A 24,374-nucleotide genomic window follows, 5' to 3' on the forward strand; every position below is an offset into this window, starting at 1 on the left:
TGTCTAAAGAAAAATTTGAACGTTCAAAACCGCACGTTAACGTTGGTACTATCGGCCACGTTGACCACGGTAAAACAACTCTGACTGCTGCAATCACTACAGTTTTAGCTAAAACTTACGGTGGTGCTGCTCGTGCATTCGATCAAATCGATAACGCACCAGAAGAAAAAGCTCGTGGTATCACCATCTCTACTTCACACGTAGAATACGACACTCCAACTCGTCACTACGCACACGTAGACTGCCCAGGTCACGCCGACTATGTTAAAAACATGATCACTGGTGCTGCGCAAATGGACGGAGCGATCCTGGTAGTTGCTGCGACTGATGGCCCAATGCCACAAACTCGTGAGCACATCCTGTTAGGTCGTCAGGTTGGTGTTCCTTACATCATCGTATTCCTGAACAAATGTGACATGGTAGATGATGAAGAGTTACTGGAATTAGTTGAAATGGAAGTTCGTGAACTTCTGTCTCAGTACGATTTCCCAGGTGACGACACTCCAGTAATCCGTGGTTCAGCGCTGAAAGCACTGGAAGGCGAAGCAGAGTGGGAAGCAAAAATTGTTGAATTAGCAGAAGCACTGGATTCATACATCCCAGAACCAGAGCGTGCAATTGACAAACCATTCCTGTTACCAATCGAAGACGTATTCTCAATCTCAGGCCGTGGTACAGTAGTAACTGGTCGTGTTGAGCGTGGTGTAATCAAAGTTGGTGAAGAAGTTGAAATCGTTGGTATCAAACCAACAGTTAAAACAACTTGTACTGGCGTTGAAATGTTCCGTAAATTACTTGACGAAGGTCGTGCAGGTGAGAACGTTGGTGTTCTGCTGCGTGGTACTAAACGTGAAGAAATCGAACGTGGACAAGTACTGGCTAAACCAGGTTCAATCAAGCCACACACTAAATTCGAATCAGAAGTATATATTCTGAGCAAAGATGAAGGTGGTCGTCATACTCCATTCTTCAAAGGCTACCGTCCACAGTTCTACTTCCGTACAACTGACGTAACTGGTACTATCGAATTACCAGAAGGCGTAGAAATGGTAATGCCAGGTGACAACATCAACATGATCGTTGAACTGATTCACCCAATCGCGATGGACGACGGTTTACGTTTCGCTATCCGTGAAGGTGGCCGTACAGTAGGTGCGGGCGTTGTTGCTAAAGTATTAGGTTAATTACTCGCGTAATTCTCCTAGAGAAGGGCATCAATCGATGCCCTTTTTATGCGTTGTTTGAAAAAGAACCTATCTCATCACTAGTTTGATGTAAATTATTGGTGAGATAGGCTCTGATACAACGAATCGAGTCCAGTATCTTGCAGATACGAATGTCATAGAGATATGACACTGTGTCAGATGCAATCATAGTTGATTTTATGGTTAGTCTGATTTGTTTTGCTCTTGCGAGGCAAGCTGGCTATTTATTTACATCATATGACAGGTTAATTTATGAGTGCGAATAGCGGAGCTCAAGATAGCAAACGCGGTGGTGATATCGCTAAGTGGATCATTACCGTTTTATTGCTGGCAGTAGCAGTGGGTGGTAACTATCTTTACCGTGAATTTAACCTAGCGTTACGAGCTTTAGCTGTTGTTGCTTTGTTCGTAGCGGCGGGTGGGATCGCGTTGTGGACAACACAAGGTAAAGCAACATTAGCATTTGCTCGCGAAGCGCGCATTGAAATGCGTAAAGTAGTATGGCCAACACGTCAAGAAACATTGCAAACAACCCTGATTGTTGCTGCAGTGACGGCTATTGTGTCATTAGTTCTTTGGGGACTGGATGGCATTCTGGTTCGTTTTGTTTCATTTATTACTGGCCTGTGAGGTGTTCATGACTGATTCTCCAAAAAAACGCTGGTATGTCATTCAGGCATTTTCGGGCTTTGAAGGCCGTGTTGCACAGTCGCTGCGTGAACATATCAAATTAAACGAAATGGAAGACTCATTCGGCGAAGTTATGGTTCCGACAGAAGAAGTGGTCGAAATCCGTAGCGGACAACGCCGTAAAAGTGAGCGTAAATTTTTCCCAGGCTATGTTCTTGTCCAAATGGTCATGAACGATGCAACTTGGCACTTAGTACGTAATGTACCTCGTGTGATGGGATTTATTGGTGGAACCTCAGACAGACCAGCACCAATTAGTGATAAAGAAGTTGATGCGATCATGAATCGCTTACAACAAGTTGGTGATAAGCCACGTCCTAAAACATTATTTGAACCAGGTGAAATGGTTCGTGTTAGTGATGGTCCATTCGCTGACTTTAATGGCGTGGTTGAAGAAGTTGATTACGAAAAAAGCCGCTTAAAAGTCTCTGTTTCAATTTTTGGGCGTGCGACACCAGTTGAATTAGACTTTAGTCAGGTTGAAAAAGGTTAAGCCTTTTTACGTTGCATTCTTGCAAAAGGTGGAAAAGTTATCTACAATTTTCCACCTTTCGTTTTGAGTTGTTTTGTCTTAAGACATTACAAAGTAAAATCGGGGAGCCCTAGCCGGGCGATATACCCAAATTGAGGAATTAATTAATGGCTAAGAAAGTCCAAGCCTATATCAAGCTGCAAGTTGCTGCAGGTATGGCTAATCCAAGTCCACCAGTTGGTCCAGCTCTGGGTCAACAAGGTGTTAATATCATGGAATTCTGTAAAGCATTCAACGCTAAAACTGAAAGCGTTGAAAAAGGTTTACCAATTCCTGTTGTTATTACAGTTTACGCTGACCGTTCTTTCACTTTCGTTACCAAAACTCCTCCAGCAGCCGTTCTGCTGAAGAAAGCTGCGGGCGTGAAATCAGGTTCTGGCAAACCGAACAAAGACAAAGTAGGTAAAATCACTTCTGCTCAAGTTCGTGAAATCGCAGAAACTAAAGCTGCGGACCTGACTGGTGCTGACGTTGAAGCTATGATGCGTTCAATCGAAGGTACTGCTCGTTCCATGGGCCTGGTAGTGGAGGATTAATCTGATGGCTAAACTAACCAAGCGCATGCGCAATATCCGTGAAAAAGTTGAAGTAACTAAACAGTACGAAATTACTGAAGCGGTTGCTTTACTGAAAGAACTGGCTACGGCTAAATTCGTTGAAAGCGTTGACGTTGCTGTTAATCTTGGCATCGATGCACGTAAATCAGATCAAAACGTTCGTGGTGCAACTGTACTTCCACACGGTACTGGCCGTTCAGTTCGCGTTGCTGTATTCGCACAAGGTGCAAACGCAGAAGCTGCTAAAGAAGCAGGCGCTGAATTAGTCGGTATGGACGACTTAGCTGCTAAAGTGAAAGCTGGCGAAATGGACTTCGACGTTGTTATCGCATCTCCAGATGCAATGCGCGTTGTAGGTCAATTAGGTCAAATCCTTGGCCCACGTGGCTTAATGCCAAACCCGAAAGTGGGTACTGTAACTCCTAACGTTGCTGAAGCAGTTAAAAATGCTAAAGCGGGTCAGGTTCGTTACCGTAACGACAAAAATGGTATTATCCATACCACTATCGGTAAAGTTGATTTCAACGAAACTCAGTTGAAAGAAAACTTAGAAGCTCTGCTGGTTGCGCTGAAAAAAGCAAAACCATCTGCAGCGAAAGGCGTTTATATCAAGAAAGTAAGCCTGTCTACCACTATGGGTGCAGGTGTTGCAATTGATCAAGCTAGCTTGAGCGCGACAGTTTAATTATCGATTAGACTAAAGTCATAAAAGACTTTACCTTGGCGTCAAATTTGTATAGAATTTGACGCCTTGAGTTTAGCTATGTGGTATTTTATTTAAGTCTGCATAACTAAATTATCTGAATTTCGGTTGGAGTCTGGCCTATCCAGACCCCGTCCAAGACCGCAGGTGTAAGTAATTACTTAATTTTCCTGCGTAGACGGTGAGAGAGCCAATAAAGAATTATATATTCTGGATTCTACTCACCGTGTTTTAGCGCTTATACCATTGTGGTAATAAGTGAAGTGAGTCCCGAGTTTTTACTCGGTTAATCCAGGAGCAAGAAGCTAATGGCACTAAATCTTCAAGACAAACAAGCGATTGTTGCTGAAGTCAGCGAAGTTGCCAAAGGTGCGCTTTCTGCAGTTGTTGCGGATTCCCGTGGCGTTACTGTAGCTAAAATGACCGAACTGCGTAAAGCATGTCGTGAAGCTGGCGTTACTGTACGAGTAGTACGTAACACACTTCTGCGTCGTGCTGTTGAAGGTACTTCTTATGAAGTACTGAAAGATGCATTTGTTGGTCCAACCTTGATTGCATTTTCTGCTGAACATCCGGGCGCTGCAGCTCGTCTGTTCAAAGATTTCGCGAAAGCGAACCCTGCATTCGAGATTAAAGCGGCTGCCTTTGAAGGTGAGTTTATCCCAGGTTCGAACATCGATCGTCTGGCTACACTCCCAACTTACGATGAAGCAATCGCACGCCTGATGGCAACCATGAAAGAAGCCTCTGCAGGCAAATTGGTTCGCACTCTGGCTGCTCTGCGCGATCAGAAAGAAGCTGCTTAATAGCCAATTTCTTCGTTGCTTTATTTACGTATAAACTTTTTCTGAATTTTAGGAACACTTGTTATGTCTATTTCTAAAGACGATATCTTAAACGCAGTTGCTGAAATGTCTGTAATGGACGTTGTTGAACTGATCTCTATGATGGAAGAAAAATTCGGTGTATCTGCTGCTGCAGCTGTTGCTGTTGCTGCGGGTCCAGCAGAAGCTGCTGAAGAGAAAACTGAATTTGACGTTATCCTGAAAGCTATCGGCGGTAACAAAGTAGCAGTAATCAAAGCAGTACGTGGCGCTACCGGTCTTGGCCTGAAAGAAGCTAAAGACTTAGTAGAATCTGCACCAGCAGCTCTGAAAGAAGGCGTAAGCAAAGATGATGCTGAAGCTCTGAAGAAAGCTCTGGAAGAAGCAGGCGCTGAGGTTGAAGTTAAATAATTTAACTTCCCAGAGTGCAGCCTAACGGCTGATGGCTGGTGATTTTTTGGTCACCAGCCTTTTTGCGCTGTAAGGTAAGAGTAGCTTTTTCACACTTTTTGGCTTCCTCTTTACCTCAATATTTTTTGCTATTGACGACTTAATATACTGTGTTAATCACTACGATCCACGTTGTCCAAAAGCTCGGTAGTGATCTCAATACAATGAAATGATTTAAGAGTAATAGCAATAAGTATTATGGAAAATTACATTTTCCTACCTACAAAAAATAGTGTTAGCAGAATGTCGTGTCGCCCTTAATAACTAAGGGTAGGCAGAGTGGGTCACTTTTCAGCGAGCTGAGGAACCCTATGGTTTACTCCTATACCGAGAAAAAACGTATTCGTAAGGATTTTGGTAAACGTCCACAAGTTCTGGATGTTCCCTATCTCCTTTCTATCCAACTTGACTCGTTCCAGAAGTTCATCGAGCAAGATCCTGATGGTCAAAACGGTCTGGAAGCAGCTTTCCGTTCCGTATTCCCTATCCAAAGCTATAGTGGCAATGCTGAATTACAGTATGTCAGCTACCGCTTAGGCGAGCCTGTTTTTGATGTTAAAGAATGTCAGATCCGCGGTGTTACTTATTCGGCACCTCTGCGTGTAAAACTGCGTCTGGTCATTTATGAACGTGAAGCCCCAGAAGGCACCGTTAAAGACATCAAAGAACAAGAAGTCTATATGGGTGAAATCCCATTAATGACTGATAACGGTACCTTTGTTATCAATGGTACTGAGCGTGTTATCGTTTCCCAGTTACACCGTAGCCCTGGTGTGTTCTTTGATAGTGACAAAGGTAAAACACACTCATCTGGTAAGGTACTGTATAACGCACGTATTATCCCTTATCGTGGTTCATGGTTAGACTTCGAATTCGACCCTAAAGATAACCTTTTTGTCCGAATTGACCGTCGCCGTAAATTACCTGCGACTATCATTTTACGCGCAATGAACTACAGCACTGAAGAAATCTTAGGTTTATTCTTCGAAAAAACATTGTTTGAAATCAGCAACAACAAGCTGATGATGACATTAGTGCCTGAACGTCTGCGTGGTGAAACTGCTTCATTTGATATTGAAGCAAATGGCAAAGTGTATGTCGAAAAAGGCCGTCGTATTACTGCTCGCCATATTCGTCAATTAGAAAAAGAACAAGTTGACCGCATTGAAGTACCTGTTGAATATATTGCAGGTAAAGTGGTTGCTCGTGACTATATTGATGAAGCGACAGGTGAACTGATTTGTGCTGCTAACATGGAAATCTCTTTAGATGTGTTAGCTCGCTTAAGTCAAGCTGGTCATAAAACGATTGAAACGCTGTTTACCAATGACTTAGATCATGGTGCTTATATATCAGAAACTGTTCGCGTCGATCCTACAAACGATCGTTTAAGCGCGTTAGTTGAAATTTATCGCATGATGCGTCCTGGTGAACCACCAACACGTGAAGCAGCAGAAAACTTATTTGAGAACTTATTCTTCTCTGAAGATCGTTATGATCTGTCTGCTGTGGGTCGTATGAAGTTCAACCGTTCTTTAGGCCGTGACGAAGTTGAAGGTTCTGGGATCTTAAGCCAAGAAGATATCATTGAAGTAATGAAAAAACTGATTGATATCCGTAATGGTAAAGGTGAAGTGGATGATATCGACCACTTAGGTAACCGTCGTATTCGTTCTGTTGGCGAAATGGCTGAAAACCAATTCCGTGTTGGTCTGGTGCGTGTTGAGCGTGCAGTTAAAGAACGTCTGTCTTTAGGCGATCTTGATGCATTAATGCCACAAGACATGATCAATGCAAAACCGATTTCTGCTGCTGTCAAAGAGTTCTTTGGTTCTAGCCAGTTATCACAGTTTATGGATCAGAATAACCCGCTATCAGAAATTACGCACAAACGTCGTATTTCTGCATTAGGTCCAGGTGGTTTGACCCGTGAACGTGCAGGCTTCGAAGTTCGAGACGTACACCCAACTCACTACGGTCGTGTGTGTCCAATCGAAACGCCTGAAGGTCCAAACATCGGTCTGATCAACTCCTTATCTGTTTATGCACAGACTAATGAGTACGGTTTCCTTGAAACGCCTTACCGTGTTGTTGAAAACAACGCTGTAACAGATGAAATTCATTATCTGTCTGCAATCGAAGAAGGTAACTTCATCATTGCTCAGGCTAACTCCGTATTAGACGATGACAATCACTTCGTTGAAGAATTAGTAACTTGCCGTCATAAAGGTGAGTCAAGTTTATTTAGCCGTGACCAAGTTCAGTACATGGACGTTTCAACCCAACAGGTTGTTTCTGTCGGTGCTTCACTGATCCCATTCCTTGAACACGATGACGCCAACCGTGCATTGATGGGTGCGAACATGCAACGTCAAGCTGTTCCTACACTTCGTGGTGATAAACCACTGGTAGGTACAGGTATGGAGCGTGCTGTAGCGGTTGACTCCGGTGTTACTGCGGTTGCTAAGCGTGGTGGTGTTGTTCAGTATGTTGATGCTTCTCGTATCGTTATCAAAGTTAACGAAGATGAGACCTACGCTGGTGAAGCGGGCATCGATATCTATAGCTTGACTAAATACACCCGTTCTAACCAGAACACATGTATTAACCAAACGCCTTGCGTATCTTTAGGCGAACCAGTTGATCGCGGTGATGTGTTAGCTGATGGTCCTTCAACAGACCTTGGTGAGTTAGCATTAGGTCAAAACATGCGCGTGGCATTCATGCCATGGAATGGTTATAACTACGAGGACTCCATCCTTGTATCTGAGCGTGTTGTTCAAGAAGACCGTTTCACAACTATCCATATTCAAGAACTCGCTTGTGTCTCTCGTGATACTAAGTTAGGGCCTGAAGAGATCACTGCTGATATCCCGAATGTTGGTGAAGCTGCGTTATCTAAACTGGATGAATCAGGTATCGTTTATATCGGTGCTGAAGTGAAAGGTGGTGACATTCTGGTAGGTAAAGTAACACCTAAAGGTGAAACTCAACTGACTCCAGAAGAGAAACTGCTGCGTGCTATCTTCGGTGAAAAAGCGTCTGATGTTAAAGATTCTTCTCTGCGTGTGCCTAATGGTGTGTCTGGTACAGTTATCGATGTACAAGTCTTTACCCGTGATGGTGTGGAAAAAGATAAACGTGCATTAGAAATCGAAGAGTCACAGTTACGTGAAGTTAAGAAAGACTTAACTGAAGAACTGCGTATCTTTGAAGCTGGTCTATTCGCTCGTATCCGTGGTGTTCTGATTGCTGGCGGTATTGAAGCTGAGAAATTAGATAAATTACCTCGTGAACGTTGGTTAGAACTGGGTATTGCTGATGAAGAAAAGCAAAACCAGTTAGAACAATTAGCAGAACAGTATGATGAACTGAAAGCTGAGTTCGCGAAGAAACTGGAAGCTAAACGTCGTAAAATCACTCAAGGTGATGATTTAGCACCAGGTGTACTGAAAATCGTTAAGGTTTATCTGGCTGTTAAACGTCAGATCCAACCTGGTGATAAGATGGCGGGTCGTCATGGTAACAAGGGTGTTATCTCTAAGATTAACCCAATTGAAGACATGCCATACGATGAAAACGGCAACCCGGTTGACCTCGTACTGAACCCACTGGGTGTACCATCACGTATGAACATCGGTCAGATCCTTGAAACTCACTTGGGTATGGCTGCTAAAGGTATCGGTGATAAGATCAACGCGATGCTGAAACAGCAACAAGAAGTTGCTAAATTACGTGAATTTATCCAGAAAGCTTACGATCTGGGTATGGCACCTCGTCAGAAAGTTGATCTGGACACCTTCAGCGATGAAGAAGTGTTACGTCTGGCTGAAAACCTGAAAAAAGGTATGCCAACCGCAACACCAGTGTTTGATGGTGCAGAAGAAATGGAAATTAAAGAGATGCTTAAATTAGCTGATCTTCCAACTTCTGGTCAGATTACACTTTTCGATGGTCGTACAGGTGAACAATTTGAGCGTCCAGTAACTGTTGGTTACATGTACATGCTGAAACTGAACCACTTAGTTGATGATAAGATGCACGCCCGTTCTACCGGTTCGTACAGCTTAGTTACTCAGCAACCTCTTGGTGGTAAAGCTCAGTTTGGTGGACAGCGTTTCGGGGAGATGGAAGTGTGGGCACTGGAAGCATACGGTGCAGCTTATACTCTTCAAGAAATGCTGACTGTTAAGTCGGATGACGTTAACGGTCGTACCAAAATGTACAAAAACATCGTTGATGGTAACCATCAGATGGAACCAGGTATGCCAGAGTCGTTCAATGTATTGTTGAAAGAGATCCGTTCACTGGGTATCAACATCGAATTGGAAGACGAATAACGGATTCCATATAGACAGACTGCTAGAGATGGCAGTCTGTCAAACAGTGACTACACTGGTTTAAAGGGGTGAATGACAGGGGTCATTTGCCTGGCAGGTCTAACTCCGACAGGAGCCATTTCGTGAAAGACTTATTAAAGTTTCTGAAAGCGCAAACCAAGACCGAAGAGTTTGATGCGATCAAAATTGCTCTGGCATCACCTGATATGATCCGTTCATGGTCATTTGGTGAAGTTAAAAAGCCAGAAACAATTAACTACCGTACGTTCAAACCAGAACGTGACGGTCTTTTCTGCGCCCGTATTTTCGGACCAGTAAAAGATTACGAATGTTTGTGTGGTAAATACAAACGTTTAAAACACCGTGGTGTTATCTGTGAGAAGTGTGGCGTTGAAGTTACACAAACTAAAGTTCGTCGTGAACGTATGGGTCACATCGAATTAGCTTCTCCAGTTGCTCACATTTGGTTCTTGAAATCACTGCCGTCCCGTATCGGTTTGCTACTGGATATGCCACTGCGCGATATTGAACGTGTACTGTATTTCGAATCTTACGTTGTTGTTGAAGGCGGGATGACCAGCCTTGAACGTGGCCAAATCTTAACAGAAGAGCAATACCTCGATGCATTAGAAGAATTCGGTGACGAATTTGATGCGAAGATGGGAGCCGAAGCTGTTCAGAACCTCTTACAGAGCATGGATCTGGAACAAGAGTGTGAAACGCTACGTGAAGAGTTAAACGAAACTAACTCTGAAACTAAACGTAAGAAACTGACCAAACGTATCAAGTTACTTGAAGCGTTCATGCAATCAGGCAATAAACCTGAGTGGATGATCTTAACTGTACTGCCTGTGTTACCACCAGACTTACGTCCACTGGTTCCACTTGATGGCGGTCGTTTTGCGACATCTGACCTGAACGATTTATATCGTCGAGTGATCAACCGTAATAACCGTTTAAAACGCCTGCTTGATTTAGCTGCACCAGACATCATCGTACGTAATGAAAAACGTATGTTGCAGGAGTCTGTGGATGCGTTATTAGATAACGGTCGCCGTGGTCGTGCGATCACCGGTTCGAACAAACGTCCTCTGAAATCTTTGGCTGATATGATCAAAGGTAAACAAGGTCGTTTCCGTCAAAACCTGTTAGGTAAACGCGTTGACTATTCAGGTCGTTCTGTAATCACCGTTGGCCCATACTTGCGTCTGCATCAGTGTGGTCTACCGAAGAAAATGGCTCTTGAATTATTCAAACCATTTATTTACGGGAAACTGGAAACTCGTGGTTTAGCGACAACAATTAAAGCCGCTAAAAAAATGGTTGAGCGTGAAGAAGCGGTTGTTTGGGATATCTTAGATGAAGTTATCCGCGAACACCCAGTGATGCTAAACCGTGCACCAACACTTCACCGTTTAGGTATCCAGGCATTTGAACCAATCCTTATCGAAGGTAAAGCTATTCAGTTACACCCACTCGTGTGTGCGGCATACAACGCCGACTTCGATGGTGACCAAATGGCGGTTCACGTACCATTGACATTAGAAGCACAGTTAGAAGCTCGTGCACTGATGATGTCAACAAATAACATCCTGTCTCCAGCAAGTGGTGATCCAATCATCGTTCCTTCACAGGACGTTGTATTAGGTCTTTACTACATGACTCGTGACTGCATCAATGCCAAAGGTGAAGGCATGGTGCTAAGTGGTCCTAAAGAAGCAGAACGCGTTTATCGCGCTGGTTTAGCTTCTTTACACGCACGCGTTAAAGTACGTATCACTGAAGAGATCAAAGATGGTGAAGGTAACATCACTACTGAAACTAGCTTAAAAGACACGACTATTGGTCGAGCTATTTTATGGATGATCGTACCAAAAGGCCTACCTTACGCGCTGGTTAACCAACCATTAGGTAAGAAAGCAATTTCTAAAATGCTTAATACCTGTTATCGCGTAATGGGCTTGAAGCCAACGGTTATTTTTGCTGACCAAATCATGTATACCGGTTTTGCTTACGCAGCACGTTCAGGTGCTTCAGTCGGTATCGATGACATGGTTATCCCTGCGAAAAAAGCAGAGATCATTGCAGAAGCAGAAGCAGAAGTTGCAGAAATTCAGGAACAGTTCCAATCCGGTCTGGTAACAGCGGGCGAACGTTACAACAAAGTTATCGATATTTGGGCTGCGGCGAATGAGCGCGTAGCAAAAGCGATGATGGAAAACCTGTCTACTGAAACCGTTATTAATCGTAATGGTGAAGAAGAACAACAAGTATCCTTCAACAGCATCTTTATGATGGCTGACTCCGGTGCTCGTGGTTCTGCTGCTCAGATCCGTCAGTTAGCCGGTATGCGTGGTCTGATGGCTAAGCCAGATGGCTCAATCATCGAGACACCAATTACAGCGAACTTCCGTGAAGGTCTGAACGTACTCCAGTACTTCATCTCAACCCACGGTGCTCGTAAAGGTCTTGCTGATACCGCACTGAAAACAGCAAACTCCGGTTACTTGACGCGTCGTTTAGTTGACGTTGCACAAGACTTAGTTGTCACAGAAGACGACTGTGGTACAACCGAAGGTGTTATGATGACTCCGGTTATCGAAGGTGGTGATGTTAAAGAACCACTGCGTGAACGTGTATTAGGTCGTGTGGCTGCAGAAGATATTCTGAAACCAGGTACTGCCGATATTCTTGTTCCACGTAACACCCTGTTAAACGAAAAACTGTGTGACCTGTTAGAAGAAAACTCAGTTGACAGCGTGAAAGTACGTTCAGTTGTAACCTGTAACACAGACTTCGGTGTGTGTGCTAAATGTTATGGTCGTGACCTTGCTCGTGGTCATATCATTAACAAAGGTGAAGCTATCGGTGTTATTGCGGCACAGTCAATCGGTGAACCAGGTACACAGTTAACGATGCGTACGTTCCACATCGGTGGTGCGGCATCTCGTGCGGCAGCAGAATCTAGCATTCAAGTACGTAACAAAGGTACGTTGAAGCTATTCAATGCGAAGTTCATCACCAATACCGCGGGTAAATTAGTTATCACTTCTCGTAATACTGAATTACGTTTAATTGACGAGTTCGGTCGTACGAAAGAAAGCTATAAAGTGCCTTACGGTGCTCAATTAGCGAAAGGTGATGGCGAAGCGGTTAACGGTGGCGAAACTGTTGCTAACTGGGATCCACATACAATGCCAGTTGTGAGTGAAGTATCTGGTATTATTCGTTTTGCTGACATGGTTGATGGTCAAACTATTACACGTCAGACTGATGAATTAACAGGTCTTTCTTCACTGGTTGTTCTGGACTCAGCAGAGCGTACAGGTAGCGGTAAAGATTTACGTCCAGCATTGCGTATCACTGATGCACAAGGTAAAGATGTATTAATTCCGAATACTGATATGCCAGCACAGTACTTCTTGCCAGGTAAAGCAATTGTTCAGTTAGATGATGGTGTTACTATTAACGCAGGTGATACTTTAGCGCGTATTCCACAAGAATCTGGCGGTACTAAAGATATTACCGGTGGTCTGCCACGTGTCGCTGACTTGTTTGAAGCTCGTCGTCCGAAAGAGCCTGCAATCCTTGCTGAAATCAGTGGTATTGTATCGTTCGGTAAAGAGACTAAAGGTAAACGTCGTCTAGTTATTTCTCCATTAGATGGTAGCGATGCATACGAAGAGATGATCCCTAAATGGCGTCAGCTTAACGTATTTGAGGGTGAAGTTGTGGAACGCGGTGATGTTATCTCCGATGGTCCAGAATCACCACATGATATTCTGCGTTTACGTGGTGTTCATGCGGTTACTCGTTATATCACTAACGAAGTACAGGAAGTTTACCGTTTACAAGGTGTTAAGATTAACGATAAGCACATTGAAGTTATCGTTCGTCAGATGCTACGTAAAGTCACTATTGAGAACGCAGGAAGTTCTGAGTTCCTCGAAGGTGAACAAGTTGAATACGCTCGCGTGAAAGTATCGAACCGTATTCTGGAAGATGAAGGTAAAGTGCCAGCGACTTATGCTCGTGACCTATTAGGTATTACAAAAGCATCACTGGCAACAGAATCCTTCATTTCAGCAGCATCATTCCAAGAAACAACTCGTGTTCTGACCGAAGCTGCTGTAGCAGGTAAACGTGACGAATTACGTGGCTTGAAAGAAAACGTTATTGTTGGTCGCTTGATCCCTGCAGGTACAGGGTATGCGTATCACCAAGATCGTATGAAGCGTCGTCAATCACAACTGCCGACAGATGAAGCTGAAACAACAATCAGTGCTGATGAAGCATCTGCTAACTTAGCTGAATTACTGAATGCTGGTTTTGGTGGATTAAAAGACTAAAATCTAATTTAAATTAGATTGAAATGCCCTCCATTGTGAGGGCATTTTTTGTTTCTGTTCTACAATAAGTAGGCGAAATGATGAGAATAATAACTAATGGATTGATTATCCTATTTTTTATTTTGACAGGTTTTACTTTTGCAACCCCTTTAGAAAAGGAAATATCAACAGAAGCACAGTGGGATTTAGACACTCCTACCACAACATTGATGCAACTTCGCCAACAAAAAACCTTATATGCTTTTGTCGGTGATAAATTAAGACCTGTTGCTGAACTCTATCCTAATCAGGTATTTTCTGTTTCAGATGCGATAAATAATTACCAGAGAATACAATTTGGAAATGCCCAAGGTTATTTGGAAGCGGGATATCTAGAAGATGGCTATTTCGAAGATATTGCTTCTATGAAACCAGATAAAAGAATACGTTTCTTAACAAATAGTACGAAGAAAACAGATTACCCTATCTACGAATATTTAATCACAACAAAAAATACTCCGGTCTATAGTGATAAAGATATTGCTAGCCCACAAATAGCGACACTCTTATCCAATTTACGTTATCCCGTGCTATCACGCACAATAAAAGAAGATGCTAATGGAATAAAAATTAATTGGTTTGAAATCTCTTTAGGTGACCGTTTAGGTTATATTTCATCAAGAGATGTAAAACCTGATTTGGGAATACCTGTACTCACTTATCACCATATTCTCAAGACAACGGAAAATTATCATTTTCGCTATACATCAACAACAACATCATTAACTGCCTTTACAGAGCAGATGCATTATTTAAAAGAAGCCGGATATGAAACACTTTCACTGAATCAAGTTTCAGGCTATTTAAATAAAAGTATTAATTTGCCGGGACGGGCTGTCGCATTAACATTTGATGATGGTTTACAATCTGTTTATCGCTATGCCTATCCTCTTTTAAAAGAAAATGGCCAGAGAGCAACATTATTTGTTATTTCATCGCGTATAAAATCTAAAACACCCAAATGGGCACCTAATTCATTACAGTTTATGAGTTGGCAGGCACTAAAATCAAGTCGAGATGTTTTTGATATTCAGTCACATTCTCATTTTTTACATTGTTTAGATAATAATAAAAAACCCATTATATTTAGCCGTCAATCTCATACTATCGTGTTAGATTTACAGCGCTCACAACGTATTTTGCGGTTATTAAATCCACATCAATATGCTTTTGCATATCCTTTTGGGGGTTATAACCAAAGGGCGATTAATGCAACTAAAGTGTCAGGCATGATATTGGCGGTAACGACACAACCAGGAAAGGTGCGTTTAGGTGATGATCCTTATGCATTAAAACGGCTATATGCATTAAGTACAGATCCGATAGAGAAATTTGCCAGAATGGTGGGCAATGATGAATATGAAGTGGTGAATAAAAATATTGTTGTTGATAAATAATTAAAAATAAAATTTATAATTTTAAAAAATACCTTGGATATTTATCGAAGGTATTTTTTATTTCTTTATTGCATGTTTATTTTAGAATAACAAATAATTCATATTTTTCAGATAATTATGATAATTTTTTAGTGAGTGAAACGTGTTTTTTTCTGTAAGCTGGCAGTCCAAATTCAATATGGAGTCAGTTATGAAAAAGCCTATATCTATATCTTCTCATGATGCTGCATTTAAACGCTTTATGATGAATGTCAGTAATGCAAAAGACTTTTTCTTTATCCATTTACCAGAAGAATTAAAAAGTCATTGTGATTTTTCAACGTTGCAATTACAAAATTCTTCTTTCATTGATATTAAATTACGTTCTCGTATGTCTGATATTTTGTATTTGGTGAAAACAAAGGAGGGGGATATTCCGATTTACCTACTCATAGAACATCAATCTCGGCCAGATAAAATGATAGCTTGGCGTATGATGCATTATGCGTTTTGTACGATGAACCAGCATTTACAGCAAGGTTATAAATCGCTACCTCTTGTTGTTCCAATTTTGTTTTATCATGGAAAGAAAAAACCATATCCTTTTCCTGTTAATTGGATGGCGTGTTTCCCACTTACTTCATTTGCTAATCAACTTTACTCTAATAACTTCTCTTTAATTGATTTGACTTCAATTGATGATGATATTTTGCTGACACATAAAAAAGCTGCCGTAATGGAAATAGCAATGAAGCATGTTAATAGTTGTCATGATCTGGATAAGGTTGCAATGCTTCTATCAAAAGCAATAAATCAGAAAAACTGCAGAGATGAGGACACGATTGCTGTTGTAGAATATTTATTCTCAATTATGGATTCATCAGATTTTGAATTCATTATAGATAAGATAGTCGAACAAGTAGATAACCACCGAGAGGCGATTATGAATATAGCGTGGAGATTAGAAAATAAAGGATTTAAATTAGGTATAGATGAAGGATTTGAAATCGGAAAAAATGAAGGTATTGAACTAGGGAAAACCGTAGGTATTGAACTAGGGAAAACCGTAGGTATTGAATTAGGGAAAACCGTAGGTATTGAATTAGGGAAAGCCGTAGGTATTGAATTAGGTAAAACTGAAGGTATTGAATTAGGTAAAACTGAAGGTATTGAAATAGGAAAAAAACGAGTGCAATTAGAGTTAGCACAAAAATTATTAAAAGAGAATTTTGATCTTTCCTTTATCGAAAGAATATCTGGTTTAAGTATGGAAGAACTTGAACTATTAGCTGTAGCATAATCAATAATTATTTTAAGTAATAAAATATAAATAATTTATTAGAGCAACTTTTTATTTTATCTTTCTACATGTTTATTATAAATAGAATACTCTTTTTTATCTATTAAGAGGAGTATTCAGATTTTATAATAGAGTGAATTAGTTTGTGGAAAAAACAAAAATTAAATTCTCTTTATGAGTATATATGCCTTTCTCTTCTTTAGTACTTTCTAATGGTAAATCGTCAAAACTGAGAATGTCATATGTTTTTCCAGGAATATATTTATGCTGTTCTGGCTGCGGTAATGGTGTACTTTTTAAGGTAGCAGATGTGCCTATTAATACTTTATATTCTTGTTTATCTTTTCCAAAGTGAATGAAAAAACACCTGTTGCTACCGTTTTACGTGCTTCTAGAACGAGGTTTTCAGTTTTAATAATCGCCCTCACCCGTTTAGTCATATTATTTAGTATATTTCTTTCAGGAATATTTAGTAATTCAGCTTCGGCTTTAGTTTGACGTTAATATCTATATGGCGATAGGAGTTACTATTTTTTATTTGAGGATAAGTAAATGATTGATTTTTTATTAGAAATATAATAAAAACCGCCTTTATTATTTGTAATTAAATAAATTAAAAGCGGTTTTATATTATTTAAATTTTAATTAACGACCCAAGTAATTATCCCAATCTTTCCATACAGGTTGTAATCCCCGCTCTTTTAATACGTTAATCACATCATTTACATGGCGATTATCATTAGGGGAGAATTGTTCTAATTCTTCATGACTATCAGAATACCCGCCAGGTTGAGTTTTAGAACCCGCACTAATGTTATTTATCGCTAATGGTATTGTATTATCGCGAAAATACGGCGATTCACGTGTTGAAAGTGAAAGCTCAACATCAGGTGCTAAAATACGAAAAGCACAGATCAATTGAACTAATTCTGCTTCACTCATTACAGATGCTGGGCTAAGCCCACCCGCACAAGGACGTAAACGAGGAAAAGAGATTGAATAACGACTTTTCCAGTAGCGTTTTTGTAAGAATAAGAGATGCTCTGCCACCATATAACAATCGCTACGCCACTGGTTTGAAAGGCCAATCAATGCACCTAAGCCAATTTTATCAATTCCAGCTTGTCCTAATCTATCCGGTGTTTGTAGTCGCCAATGGAAGTCCTGTTTTTTACCTTTTAGATGATGAAGCTGATAAGTTGGTTCATGATAGGTTTCTTGATAAACCATGACACCATCAATACCGAGTGTTTTTAACTCAGCATATTCTTCTGTTGCAAGAGGTTGCACTTCCATCATTAATGAACTGAAATTCTCTCGAATAAGAGGGATATATTGGCGAAAATAATCCATACCCACTTTTCTTTGATGTTCTCCAGTTACTAATAACAGGCTATCAAAGCCTAATTGTCTGATGCTATTACATTCGGCAATGATCTCACTTTCATTTAATGTTTTGCGTTTAATGGCATTACTCATTGAAAAGCCACAATAAGTACAGTCATTTGCACATAAATTAGAAAGATAGAGTGGAACATATAATCCCACAATATTACCAAAACGTTGTCGAGTAAGTTTCTGAGCGCGTTGAGCCATAGGCTCTAAGTAATGCCGACCCGCAGGCGAAATCAACGCCATAAAATCATCAAGTGTAAGTGTATGACGATTTAATGCGGCTTCAACATCCGTATTGGTTTTACTATTGAGTTTTAATGTAATGTCATCCCAGTCGAGTTGTTGCCAATAATCCGAAAATGTTTCCATTAGAATGCCCCCAAATATTGGGTTAATGGACTAGAGGCTTGGGCTTGCATATTCACAATTGAAGCGGGGGTGGCAAGTCCTGATTGTCGAGCAAGTTCGCCTGCATCAAGCGCTGCTTTAAATGCTTGTGCCATTAAAACAGGATTTTTAGCAACAGCAATTGCGGTATTCACTAAGACTGCATCTGCACCTAACTCTAAAGCCTCAAGTGCGTGGCTTGGTGCACCAATCCCTGCATCAACAACAACAGGTATTGAGGCTTGTTCAATAATAATCCGTAGAAAATCACGAGTCTGTAAACCTTGATTTGAACCAATAGGAGAACCTAAAGGCATTACGGCTGCACAACCAACTTCTTCTAAGCGACGACACAAAACAGGATCAGCACTACAATAAGGTAAAACAACAAAACCTTCTTTCACGAGGATTTCAGCGGCTTTAAGTGTTTCAATAGGGTCGGGTAATAAATATTTGGTATCAGGATGAATTTCTAATTTTACCCAATGAGTGCCAAAAGCTTCTTTGGCTAAACGAGCCGCAAATACCGCTTCTTGTGCTGTTTTCGCACCCGATGTATTAGGTAATAATTTCACACCTAATGATTTAAGTGGTGCGATTAAATCATCATTGCTCTTTTTTAAATCCACTCGCTTCATTGCCATTGTAACTAATTGGCTACCCGAAGCCTTAATGGCTTCTGTCATTAACGTTGGTGTTGCAAATTTCCCTGTGCCTGTAAAAAGTCTCGATGTGAATGTTGTATCAGCAATTTTTAACATATCAGCCCCCTGCAATTGCTTGGAAGAGAAGAATAGTATCGCCATCATTAATAGAATGCGTTTCCCAGTTTTCACGAGGAACAATGATTTCATTGATAGCAAGTGCCACACCAATAAGTGGCTGTTCTAACTGAATAAGGAGCTGACTAATGGTGACAGGCATATCCAGAGAGTAGTGTTCGTCATTTACAGTAATGTTCATGCTAACCCTCGACAAACAGGACATGTTGTTGATGGCGTTAAACGTAAAGTACTCCAATTTTGTTTTCTACCATCGAAAAGGCGAAGTTTTCCACTGAGTGAACAAGGTAAACCAGAGAGCAATTTAATTGCCTCAAGTGCCTGAAGTGTACCAATCACACCCACAACAGGACCTAAAATTCCAGCTGTTCTACAATTGCGTTGTGGTTCAGTTTCATCAGGATAGAGGCAGTGATAGCAACCATGCGTAAAAGGAGGTTCAAACACCATAAGTTGGCCACTAAACCCTACGGCACTGCCACTGATAAGCGGAGTTTGCTGCGCAACACAAGCACGATTAATCGCTTGGCGTGTGAGCATGTTATCTGTGCAATCTAAGACTAAATCAGCCTCTTTAACTAATTTAGATAATGAGTCATCATCAATACGTTGTTTATAAGAGGTAATTTTTATCTCTGGATTTAATGCGAGCAGAGACTGCCTTGCGACCTCTGATTTTGCATTAGGAATATCTTGAGTTCGATAAAGAATTTGACGTTGTAGATTAGAAACATGCAACTTATCATCATCAACTAAAATAAGCTCTCCAATACCGGCACCAGCAAGATAAAGTGATGCAGGAGAGCCTAATCCACCAAGTCCAACAATCAGTACTCTTGCTTGTTGAAGTTTATTTTGACCCTCTAAGCCAATATCTTCTAACATCACTTGTCGGCTATAACGCATAAAATCATTATCATTTAGCATGATGGTTTTCCCTCCACTAATTCTAATAGTTTACGCGTTACTTGTTGCCAATCTGGCGCTTTTGTTATTGCACTGACTAAGGCAACACTACCGACACCAGTTGCAACAACATCAGGTACTCTCTCTAGCGAGATCCCACCAATAGCAACAGTTGGAAAATTAGGTGTCTGCTCTACTTGATGTTTCAGCGCATCCAAACCTTGAGGTTTGGATGGCATATCTTTAGTTGTCGTTGGAAAGATATGCCCTAATGCGATGTAAGATGGACGTAATGTTTTCGCTCTTTGTAATTCTGTTTCGTCATGAGTAGAAATACCAAGGCGTAACCCTGATTTTTTTATGGCATCAAGATCTGCAATATCGAGATCTTCTTGGCCAAGATGAACACCGTAAGCGTGATGTTTAATAGCCAGTTGCCAATAGTCATTAATAAACAGTCTTGCGTGATACTGCCTACCTAGTTTTATTGCTTCAACGATCTCTTGTTCAACATCGTTTGGTTGTTTATCTTTTATGCGTAATTGCAGGGTGGTAACGCCTGTTTTTAACAGGCGTTCGATCCATTCAACAGAATCAACAACAGGGTAAAGTCCAAGTTTTTTTTCTGTTGATGCAAAGGGGGGGTTAGAGGATCTGTTCATTTTCAGTCACCTCAACACTGGCGATTTCTGCACTGTGGTATAACTCACTTCCATGCTCTTTAAAAGCTTGAGACATTTGCTCCATGCCAGCCGCATAATCGCGTACTTCTTGTGTTATTTTCATTGAGCAGAATTTAGGGCCACACATTGAGCAGAAATGAGCGACTTTTCCTGATGCTTGAGGCAAGGTTTCATCGTGATATTGGCGTGCGGTTTCAGGATCAAGAGCTAAATTAAATTGATCTTCCCATCTAAACTCAAAGCGAGCTTTTGACATTGCATTATCACGAATTTGAGCTCCTGGATGTCCTTTGGCTAAGTCGGCGGCATGAGCAGCAATTTTATAAGTAATCAGCCCTTGTTTTACATCTTCTTTGTTAGGTAAACCTAGATGCTCTTTAGGGGTAACATAACAGAGCATTGCACAACCAAACCAGCCAATCATTGCTGCACCAATACCTGATGTGAAGTGATCATAACCTGGTGCAATGTCTGTAGTAAGAGGACCTAATGTATAAAAGGGTGCTTCATGACAATGCTCTAATTCTTCTGTCATATTGCGACGGATCATCTGCATTGGAACATGACCAGGGCCTTCTATCATGACTTGAACGTCATATTCCCAGGCAATTTTTGTTAGTTCACCTAAAGTATGTAATTCAGAAAATTGTGCTTCATCATTTGCATCTTGAATTGAACCCGGTCTCAATCCATCGCCTAGAGAAAGGGAAACATCATAAGCGGTACAAATTTCACAGATTTCACGGAAATGTTCGTAGAGGAAATTTTCTTTGTGATGTGATAAACACCATTTTGCCATTATAGAACCACCACGAGACACAATACCTGTTAGGCGTTTTGCGGTCATGGGAACATAACGTAATAATACACCTGCATGAATAGTAAAGTAATCAACACCTTGTTCTGCTTGCTCAAGTAAAGTATCGCGGAACATTTCCCAAGTGAGATCTTCAGCAATACCGTTAACTTTCTCGAGTGCTTGATAAATTGGAACTGTACCGATAGGAACGGGACTGTTACGAATGATCCACTCACGCGTTTCATGAATATAACGGCCTGTTGAGAGATCCATGACGGTATCTGCTCCCCAGCGTGTAGACCAAATCAGTTTTTCAACTTCTTCTTCAATGGAGGAGGTTACAGAGGAGTTTCCGATATTGGCATTCACTTTCACTAAGAAATTACGCCCAATAATCATCGGTTCTGATTCAGGGTGATTGATATTGGCAGGAATGATAGCTCGGCCCGCAGCAACTTCTTGGCGTACAAATTCAGGGGTAATATTGTCAGGGAGATGGGCTCCAAAGCTAAAGCCTGTGTGTTGTTGGCGTAATACTTCGCTTTGAATACGTTCACGCCCCATATTCTCACGAATAGCAATAAACTCCATTTCAGGTGTGATAATACCTTTTCGAGCATAATGTAATTGCGTCACGCTTTTACCCTTTAGGGCTTTTTTAGGGTTAGTCTTTAATGGAAAACGTAGATGCTCTAATCCAGCATCAGAAAGACGTTGTTGTGTGAAATCAGAGCTTAAGAGTGAAAGTGCTTCAGTATCATTGCGCTCATCAATCCATGATTGGCGAATTTTTTTTAAGCCAAGATTAACGTCGAGTTGAGATGCGGGATCGCCATAAGGGCCTGAAGTGTCATATACTGGGACGGATTCATTATCTTCAAAAACAGGGTTTTCTTTTGATCCTCCTACCAATGTTTTATCAAGCTGGATCTCACGCATTGGTACTTGAATATCGTTACGAGAGCCTTCAAGGTAAATACGTTTTGAATTGGGAAAACTGACCCCTTGAATAGTACTAATAAATTCCTGAGCAGCATCTCGTAGTACTTTTCTTGGGCGCTGTTTATTGGCGGTTGGCGTAATATCTTTAACAGATAAAGTTTGATTTTGGGACATAGCATTTCCTAATAAATATCATGCAGGTTGTAGCCTGTCGGGTGAATATTGAGAAAAATGCTTGTCTGGAGGTCGCAGGGAGTATCGACAGATAGGCGTATAAAAAATATACGGGATGAAGCTATCAAAAGGTCGAATCACTCTTGTTCCCTTCGCGGGTATTAACCCGATCAGGTTCCGCGGATCCCGAATTAACGGTCTCAGCCTGTGTTTATAATATCCTTATAAACACTAGGCACTCCGACAAGAAGAAGTCCAGTATATGAAAGATTTTAAAAACTACAAGTCCGATATGGGTTATTTATTTAAATCCCAATGTTGCTGTTTCCAGTTTTTCATTTGTGAAATTTGAGCTAATTGTTTATCTGGATTGATAACTGTGGCGTTATCAGCTTGATAACATAATGGGAGGTCATTAGTGTGTCGGCATAGAAATAAATATAAATATTATTAATATTATTGGTTTCTTTCCATTGATTTAGGCGTTCAATCTTCCCTTCTCGCGATGTGGTGTGCCTTCAATATATCTAGTGTAATAATTATCTTTAATTTGCCTATTAATGCCTATTGAAATATCCACAGTAAGTTGTTTTGCAATCGCATGAACGAAAAAGGACATTGTTGCTGAAATAATCATAATAGGAATATTTTGCTGTTGATATTGTGTAATTATTGATATTTCTTCAGGGTAAAACAATAGCTGAATTTTTTCAGTAAAGTCATTAACTCAATGATTTAACTTGTCTAAATTATGATATTTAAAGTAAGTAAAATGTTGATAAAGATATTGAACCATATCCAATTTTTCAGCGTAATAGTCTACAATCATTTGTTGATCTAGTTTTAGAAAATAGGGATGAGTGGCTATTTTTTTATCCCATAAATAACATGTTCATCAATGACTAGGAACACCCGCTAAAAGTGTTTCATCTAAATCAAAAATCGCAATTTTATTTTTGGTTTTATCTGTCATTCTTACATTTTTTTATAAATAAAATTTATCAAATTCTCTTTTGAATGTTAATAAATTATAGAGAATAATCATAATACATTGAGTGGGTCTTACAAAAGAGAGTATCCTTAATTCCATATCATTATTTTGGATAGAATTATCATTATGCATTTATATACGCTAACGGGATCAGAAAAAGGCTGGTGGACAGTCAGCCTTGGTGGGCGAGTGTGGTTACCTAAAGGTGAACTCCCTTTTGGCTTGGCAAAAGAATGGGATCTTATTGGTCAGCACGCCAAAATTGTTGGTGAGTGGCAAGGTGAAACAGTTTGGCTTATTCATGGAAAAATGGATAACGACATGTGTTCACCGAGGCTTATCGCTTCACAAGATGAGAATTTATTTAAACTAGTAGGTCGTGGTGTTCAGTTAGCGGAGTTTTATCGTTCTCATCGTTTTTGTGGTTATTGTGGTTCCAAAATGCGCCATAGTGAGAGTGAATGGGCGTGTTTATGTGATAATTGTCATGAACGTTATTACCCGCAAATTGCTCCTTGTATTATTGTGGGGATCCGTCATGAAGATAAAATCTTACTCGCACATCATGTTAGGCATAAACATTCTCCACTTTATACGGTGCTCGCTGGTTTTGTTGAGGTTGGTGAAACACTAGAAGAAGCGGTTGCCCGCGAAGTATTTGAAGAGAGTAATATTCGTATTCGTAATATTCGCTATGTTTCTTCGCAGCCTTGGCCGTTTCCTCATTCTTTAATGATGGGATTTTTGGCTGATTATGATGGCGGTGAGTTACGCCATGATCCTACTGAATTAACCAGTGCTGGCTGGTATCGTTACGATAAACTACCACAGATCCCACCTCCAGATACTATTGCCCGACGTTTGATAGAAGATACGATAGCGAATATTAGACAGGATAAAGAAAAGAACTAAATAAAGGCGTTGTCTGCCAACAGTTATTTTTCCAGCAT

The 24,374-nt window shown here is 40.7% G+C and carries 18 protein-coding genes and 1 riboswitch; of the genes, 12 read left to right on the forward strand and 6 right to left on the reverse strand.

The features are described 5' to 3' along the window. The 11 genes from tuf to GWI97_RS06310 all read left to right on the forward strand — a co-directional run. Positions 1 to 1,184, forward strand: a 1,184-nt coding sequence (gene tuf / locus GWI97_RS06260) for an elongation factor Tu (RefSeq protein WP_087803048.1), incomplete at its 5' end; no start/stop codon positions are given. 273 nt (positions 1,185 to 1,457) lie between these two features. Then, positions 1,458 to 1,835, forward strand: coding sequence for a preprotein translocase subunit SecE (gene secE / locus GWI97_RS06265; protein ID WP_023583091.1), 378 nt, complete (start codon positions 1,458 to 1,460; stop codon positions 1,833 to 1,835). Between the two features lie 7 nt (positions 1,836 to 1,842). Further along, positions 1,843 to 2,388 (forward strand): transcription termination/antitermination protein NusG, encoded by a 546-nt coding sequence (gene nusG / locus GWI97_RS06270; protein WP_004246900.1) that lies wholly within the window; start codon positions 1,843 to 1,845, stop codon positions 2,386 to 2,388. Positions 2,389 to 2,534: 146 nt separating this feature from the next. After that, positions 2,535 to 2,963, forward strand: a complete 429-nt coding sequence (gene rplK, locus GWI97_RS06275; RefSeq protein WP_036933949.1) for a 50S ribosomal protein L11 — start codon at positions 2,535 to 2,537, stop codon at positions 2,961 to 2,963. 4 nt (positions 2,964 to 2,967) lie between these two features. After that, on the forward strand, positions 2,968 to 3,669 hold the full coding sequence (gene rplA, locus GWI97_RS06280) for a 50S ribosomal protein L1 (RefSeq protein ID WP_036933952.1): 702 nt from the start codon (positions 2,968 to 2,970) through the stop codon (positions 3,667 to 3,669). Between the two features lie 326 nt (positions 3,670 to 3,995). Beyond that, entirely contained in the window at positions 3,996 to 4,493 is a 498-nt protein-coding gene (rplJ, locus tag GWI97_RS06285; RefSeq protein WP_006534706.1) for a 50S ribosomal protein L10, read from the forward strand. A gap of 63 nt (positions 4,494 to 4,556) precedes the next feature. Beyond that, a complete protein-coding gene (gene rplL / locus GWI97_RS06290; RefSeq protein ID WP_023583093.1) occupies positions 4,557 to 4,922 on the forward strand; it encodes a 50S ribosomal protein L7/L12 in 366 nt (121 codons plus the stop codon). A 350-nt stretch (positions 4,923 to 5,272) separates the two neighbouring features. Then, positions 5,273 to 9,301 (forward strand): DNA-directed RNA polymerase subunit beta, encoded by a 4,029-nt coding sequence (rpoB, locus tag GWI97_RS06295; RefSeq protein ID WP_036933953.1) that lies wholly within the window; start codon positions 5,273 to 5,275, stop codon positions 9,299 to 9,301. 122 nt (positions 9,302 to 9,423) lie between these two features. Next, entirely contained in the window at positions 9,424 to 13,650 is a 4,227-nt protein-coding gene (rpoC, locus tag GWI97_RS06300) for a DNA-directed RNA polymerase subunit beta' (RefSeq protein WP_087802835.1), read from the forward strand. Positions 13,651 to 13,730: 80 nt separating this feature from the next. After that, positions 13,731 to 15,086, forward strand: a complete 1,356-nt coding sequence (locus GWI97_RS06305) for a polysaccharide deacetylase family protein (protein WP_036933957.1) — start codon at positions 13,731 to 13,733, stop codon at positions 15,084 to 15,086. Positions 15,087 to 15,276: 190 nt separating this feature from the next. Further along, a complete protein-coding gene (locus GWI97_RS06310) occupies positions 15,277 to 16,365 on the forward strand; it encodes an Rpn family recombination-promoting nuclease/putative transposase (protein WP_161751879.1) in 1,089 nt (362 codons plus the stop codon). A gap of 645 nt (positions 16,366 to 17,010) precedes the next feature. Here the strand turns inward: GWI97_RS06310 and thiH are convergent. Genes thiH through thiC form a run of 6 tightly spaced genes read right to left on the reverse strand, consistent with a single transcriptional unit; the run spans position 17,011 to position 22,433 of the window. Next, complete coding sequence (gene thiH / locus GWI97_RS06315) at positions 17,011 to 18,129, reverse strand: 2-iminoacetate synthase ThiH (protein WP_036933960.1); 1,119 nt, start codon at positions 18,127 to 18,129, stop codon at positions 17,011 to 17,013. Continuing rightward, a complete protein-coding gene (locus tag GWI97_RS06320) occupies positions 18,129 to 18,908 on the reverse strand; it encodes a thiazole synthase (RefSeq protein ID WP_161751880.1) in 780 nt (259 codons plus the stop codon). Before GWI97_RS06320 ends, thiH begins: the two co-directional genes overlap by 1 nt. Position 18,909: 1 nt before the next feature. Beyond that, positions 18,910 to 19,110 (reverse strand): sulfur carrier protein ThiS, encoded by a 201-nt coding sequence (thiS, locus tag GWI97_RS06325; RefSeq protein ID WP_036933963.1) that lies wholly within the window; start codon positions 19,108 to 19,110, stop codon positions 18,910 to 18,912. Beyond that, the gene (locus GWI97_RS06330; protein WP_036933965.1) at positions 19,107 to 19,856 is read right to left on the reverse strand and encodes a HesA/MoeB/ThiF family protein; all 750 of its coding nucleotides are present in this window, start codon (positions 19,854 to 19,856) and stop codon (positions 19,107 to 19,109) included. Before GWI97_RS06330 ends, thiS begins: the two co-directional genes overlap by 4 nt. Then, positions 19,850 to 20,497 carry a thiamine phosphate synthase gene (thiE, locus tag GWI97_RS06335; RefSeq protein WP_036933967.1) on the reverse strand — a complete coding sequence of 216 codons (648 nt, stop codon included), beginning with the start codon at positions 20,495 to 20,497 and terminating at the stop codon, positions 19,850 to 19,852. Before thiE ends, GWI97_RS06330 begins: the two co-directional genes overlap by 7 nt. Then, on the reverse strand, positions 20,481 to 22,433 hold the full coding sequence (gene thiC / locus GWI97_RS06340; RefSeq protein WP_161749788.1) for a phosphomethylpyrimidine synthase ThiC: 1,953 nt from the start codon (positions 22,431 to 22,433) through the stop codon (positions 20,481 to 20,483). Before thiC ends, thiE begins: the two co-directional genes overlap by 17 nt. 130 nt (positions 22,434 to 22,563) lie before the next feature. Continuing rightward, positions 22,564 to 22,686, reverse strand: a riboswitch (TPP riboswitch). Between the two features lie 864 nt (positions 22,687 to 23,550). Between thiC and nudC the strand changes: the two genes are divergently transcribed. Further along, the gene (gene nudC, locus GWI97_RS06350) at positions 23,551 to 24,336 is read left to right on the forward strand and encodes an NAD(+) diphosphatase (protein ID WP_036933970.1); all 786 of its coding nucleotides are present in this window, start codon (positions 23,551 to 23,553) and stop codon (positions 24,334 to 24,336) included. Positions 24,337 to 24,374: the final 38 nt, after the last annotated feature.

It is taken from the genome of Proteus sp. G2300, assembly GCF_009915965.1.
In the GTDB taxonomy this organism is placed as follows: Bacteria; Pseudomonadota; Gammaproteobacteria; order Enterobacterales; family Enterobacteriaceae; genus Proteus; species Proteus vulgaris.

Excerpts from the sequence above, each read along its gene's own strand:
- secE (WP_023583091.1), top strand. The coding sequence starts at position 1,458 with ATGAGTGCGAATAGCGGAGCTCAAGATAGCAAACGCGGTGGTGATATC.
- nusG (WP_004246900.1), top strand. The coding sequence starts at position 1,843 with ATGACTGATTCTCCAAAAAAACGCTGGTATGTCATTCAGGCATTTTCG.
- rplK (WP_036933949.1), top strand. The coding sequence starts at position 2,535 with ATGGCTAAGAAAGTCCAAGCCTATATCAAGCTGCAAGTTGCTGCAGGT.
- rplA (WP_036933952.1), top strand. The coding sequence starts at position 2,968 with ATGGCTAAACTAACCAAGCGCATGCGCAATATCCGTGAAAAAGTTGAA.
- rplJ (WP_006534706.1), top strand. The coding sequence starts at position 3,996 with ATGGCACTAAATCTTCAAGACAAACAAGCGATTGTTGCTGAAGTCAGC.
- rplL (WP_023583093.1), top strand. The coding sequence starts at position 4,557 with ATGTCTATTTCTAAAGACGATATCTTAAACGCAGTTGCTGAAATGTCT.
- rpoB (WP_036933953.1), top strand. The coding sequence starts at position 5,273 with ATGGTTTACTCCTATACCGAGAAAAAACGTATTCGTAAGGATTTTGGT.
- GWI97_RS06305 (WP_036933957.1), top strand. The coding sequence starts at position 13,731 with ATGAGAATAATAACTAATGGATTGATTATCCTATTTTTTATTTTGACA.
- GWI97_RS06310 (WP_161751879.1), top strand. The coding sequence starts at position 15,277 with ATGAAAAAGCCTATATCTATATCTTCTCATGATGCTGCATTTAAACGC.
- thiH (WP_036933960.1), bottom strand. The coding sequence starts at position 18,129 with ATGGAAACATTTTCGGATTATTGGCAACAACTCGACTGGGATGACATT.
- GWI97_RS06320 (WP_161751880.1), bottom strand. The coding sequence starts at position 18,908 with ATGTTAAAAATTGCTGATACAACATTCACATCGAGACTTTTTACAGGC.
- thiS (WP_036933963.1), bottom strand. The coding sequence starts at position 19,110 with ATGAACATTACTGTAAATGACGAACACTACTCTCTGGATATGCCTGTC.
- GWI97_RS06330 (WP_036933965.1), bottom strand. The coding sequence starts at position 19,856 with ATGCTAAATGATAATGATTTTATGCGTTATAGCCGACAAGTGATGTTA.
- thiE (WP_036933967.1), bottom strand. The coding sequence starts at position 20,497 with ATGAACAGATCCTCTAACCCCCCCTTTGCATCAACAGAAAAAAAACTT.
- thiC (WP_161749788.1), bottom strand. The coding sequence starts at position 22,433 with ATGTCCCAAAATCAAACTTTATCTGTTAAAGATATTACGCCAACCGCC.
- nudC (WP_036933970.1), top strand. The coding sequence starts at position 23,551 with ATGCATTTATATACGCTAACGGGATCAGAAAAAGGCTGGTGGACAGTC.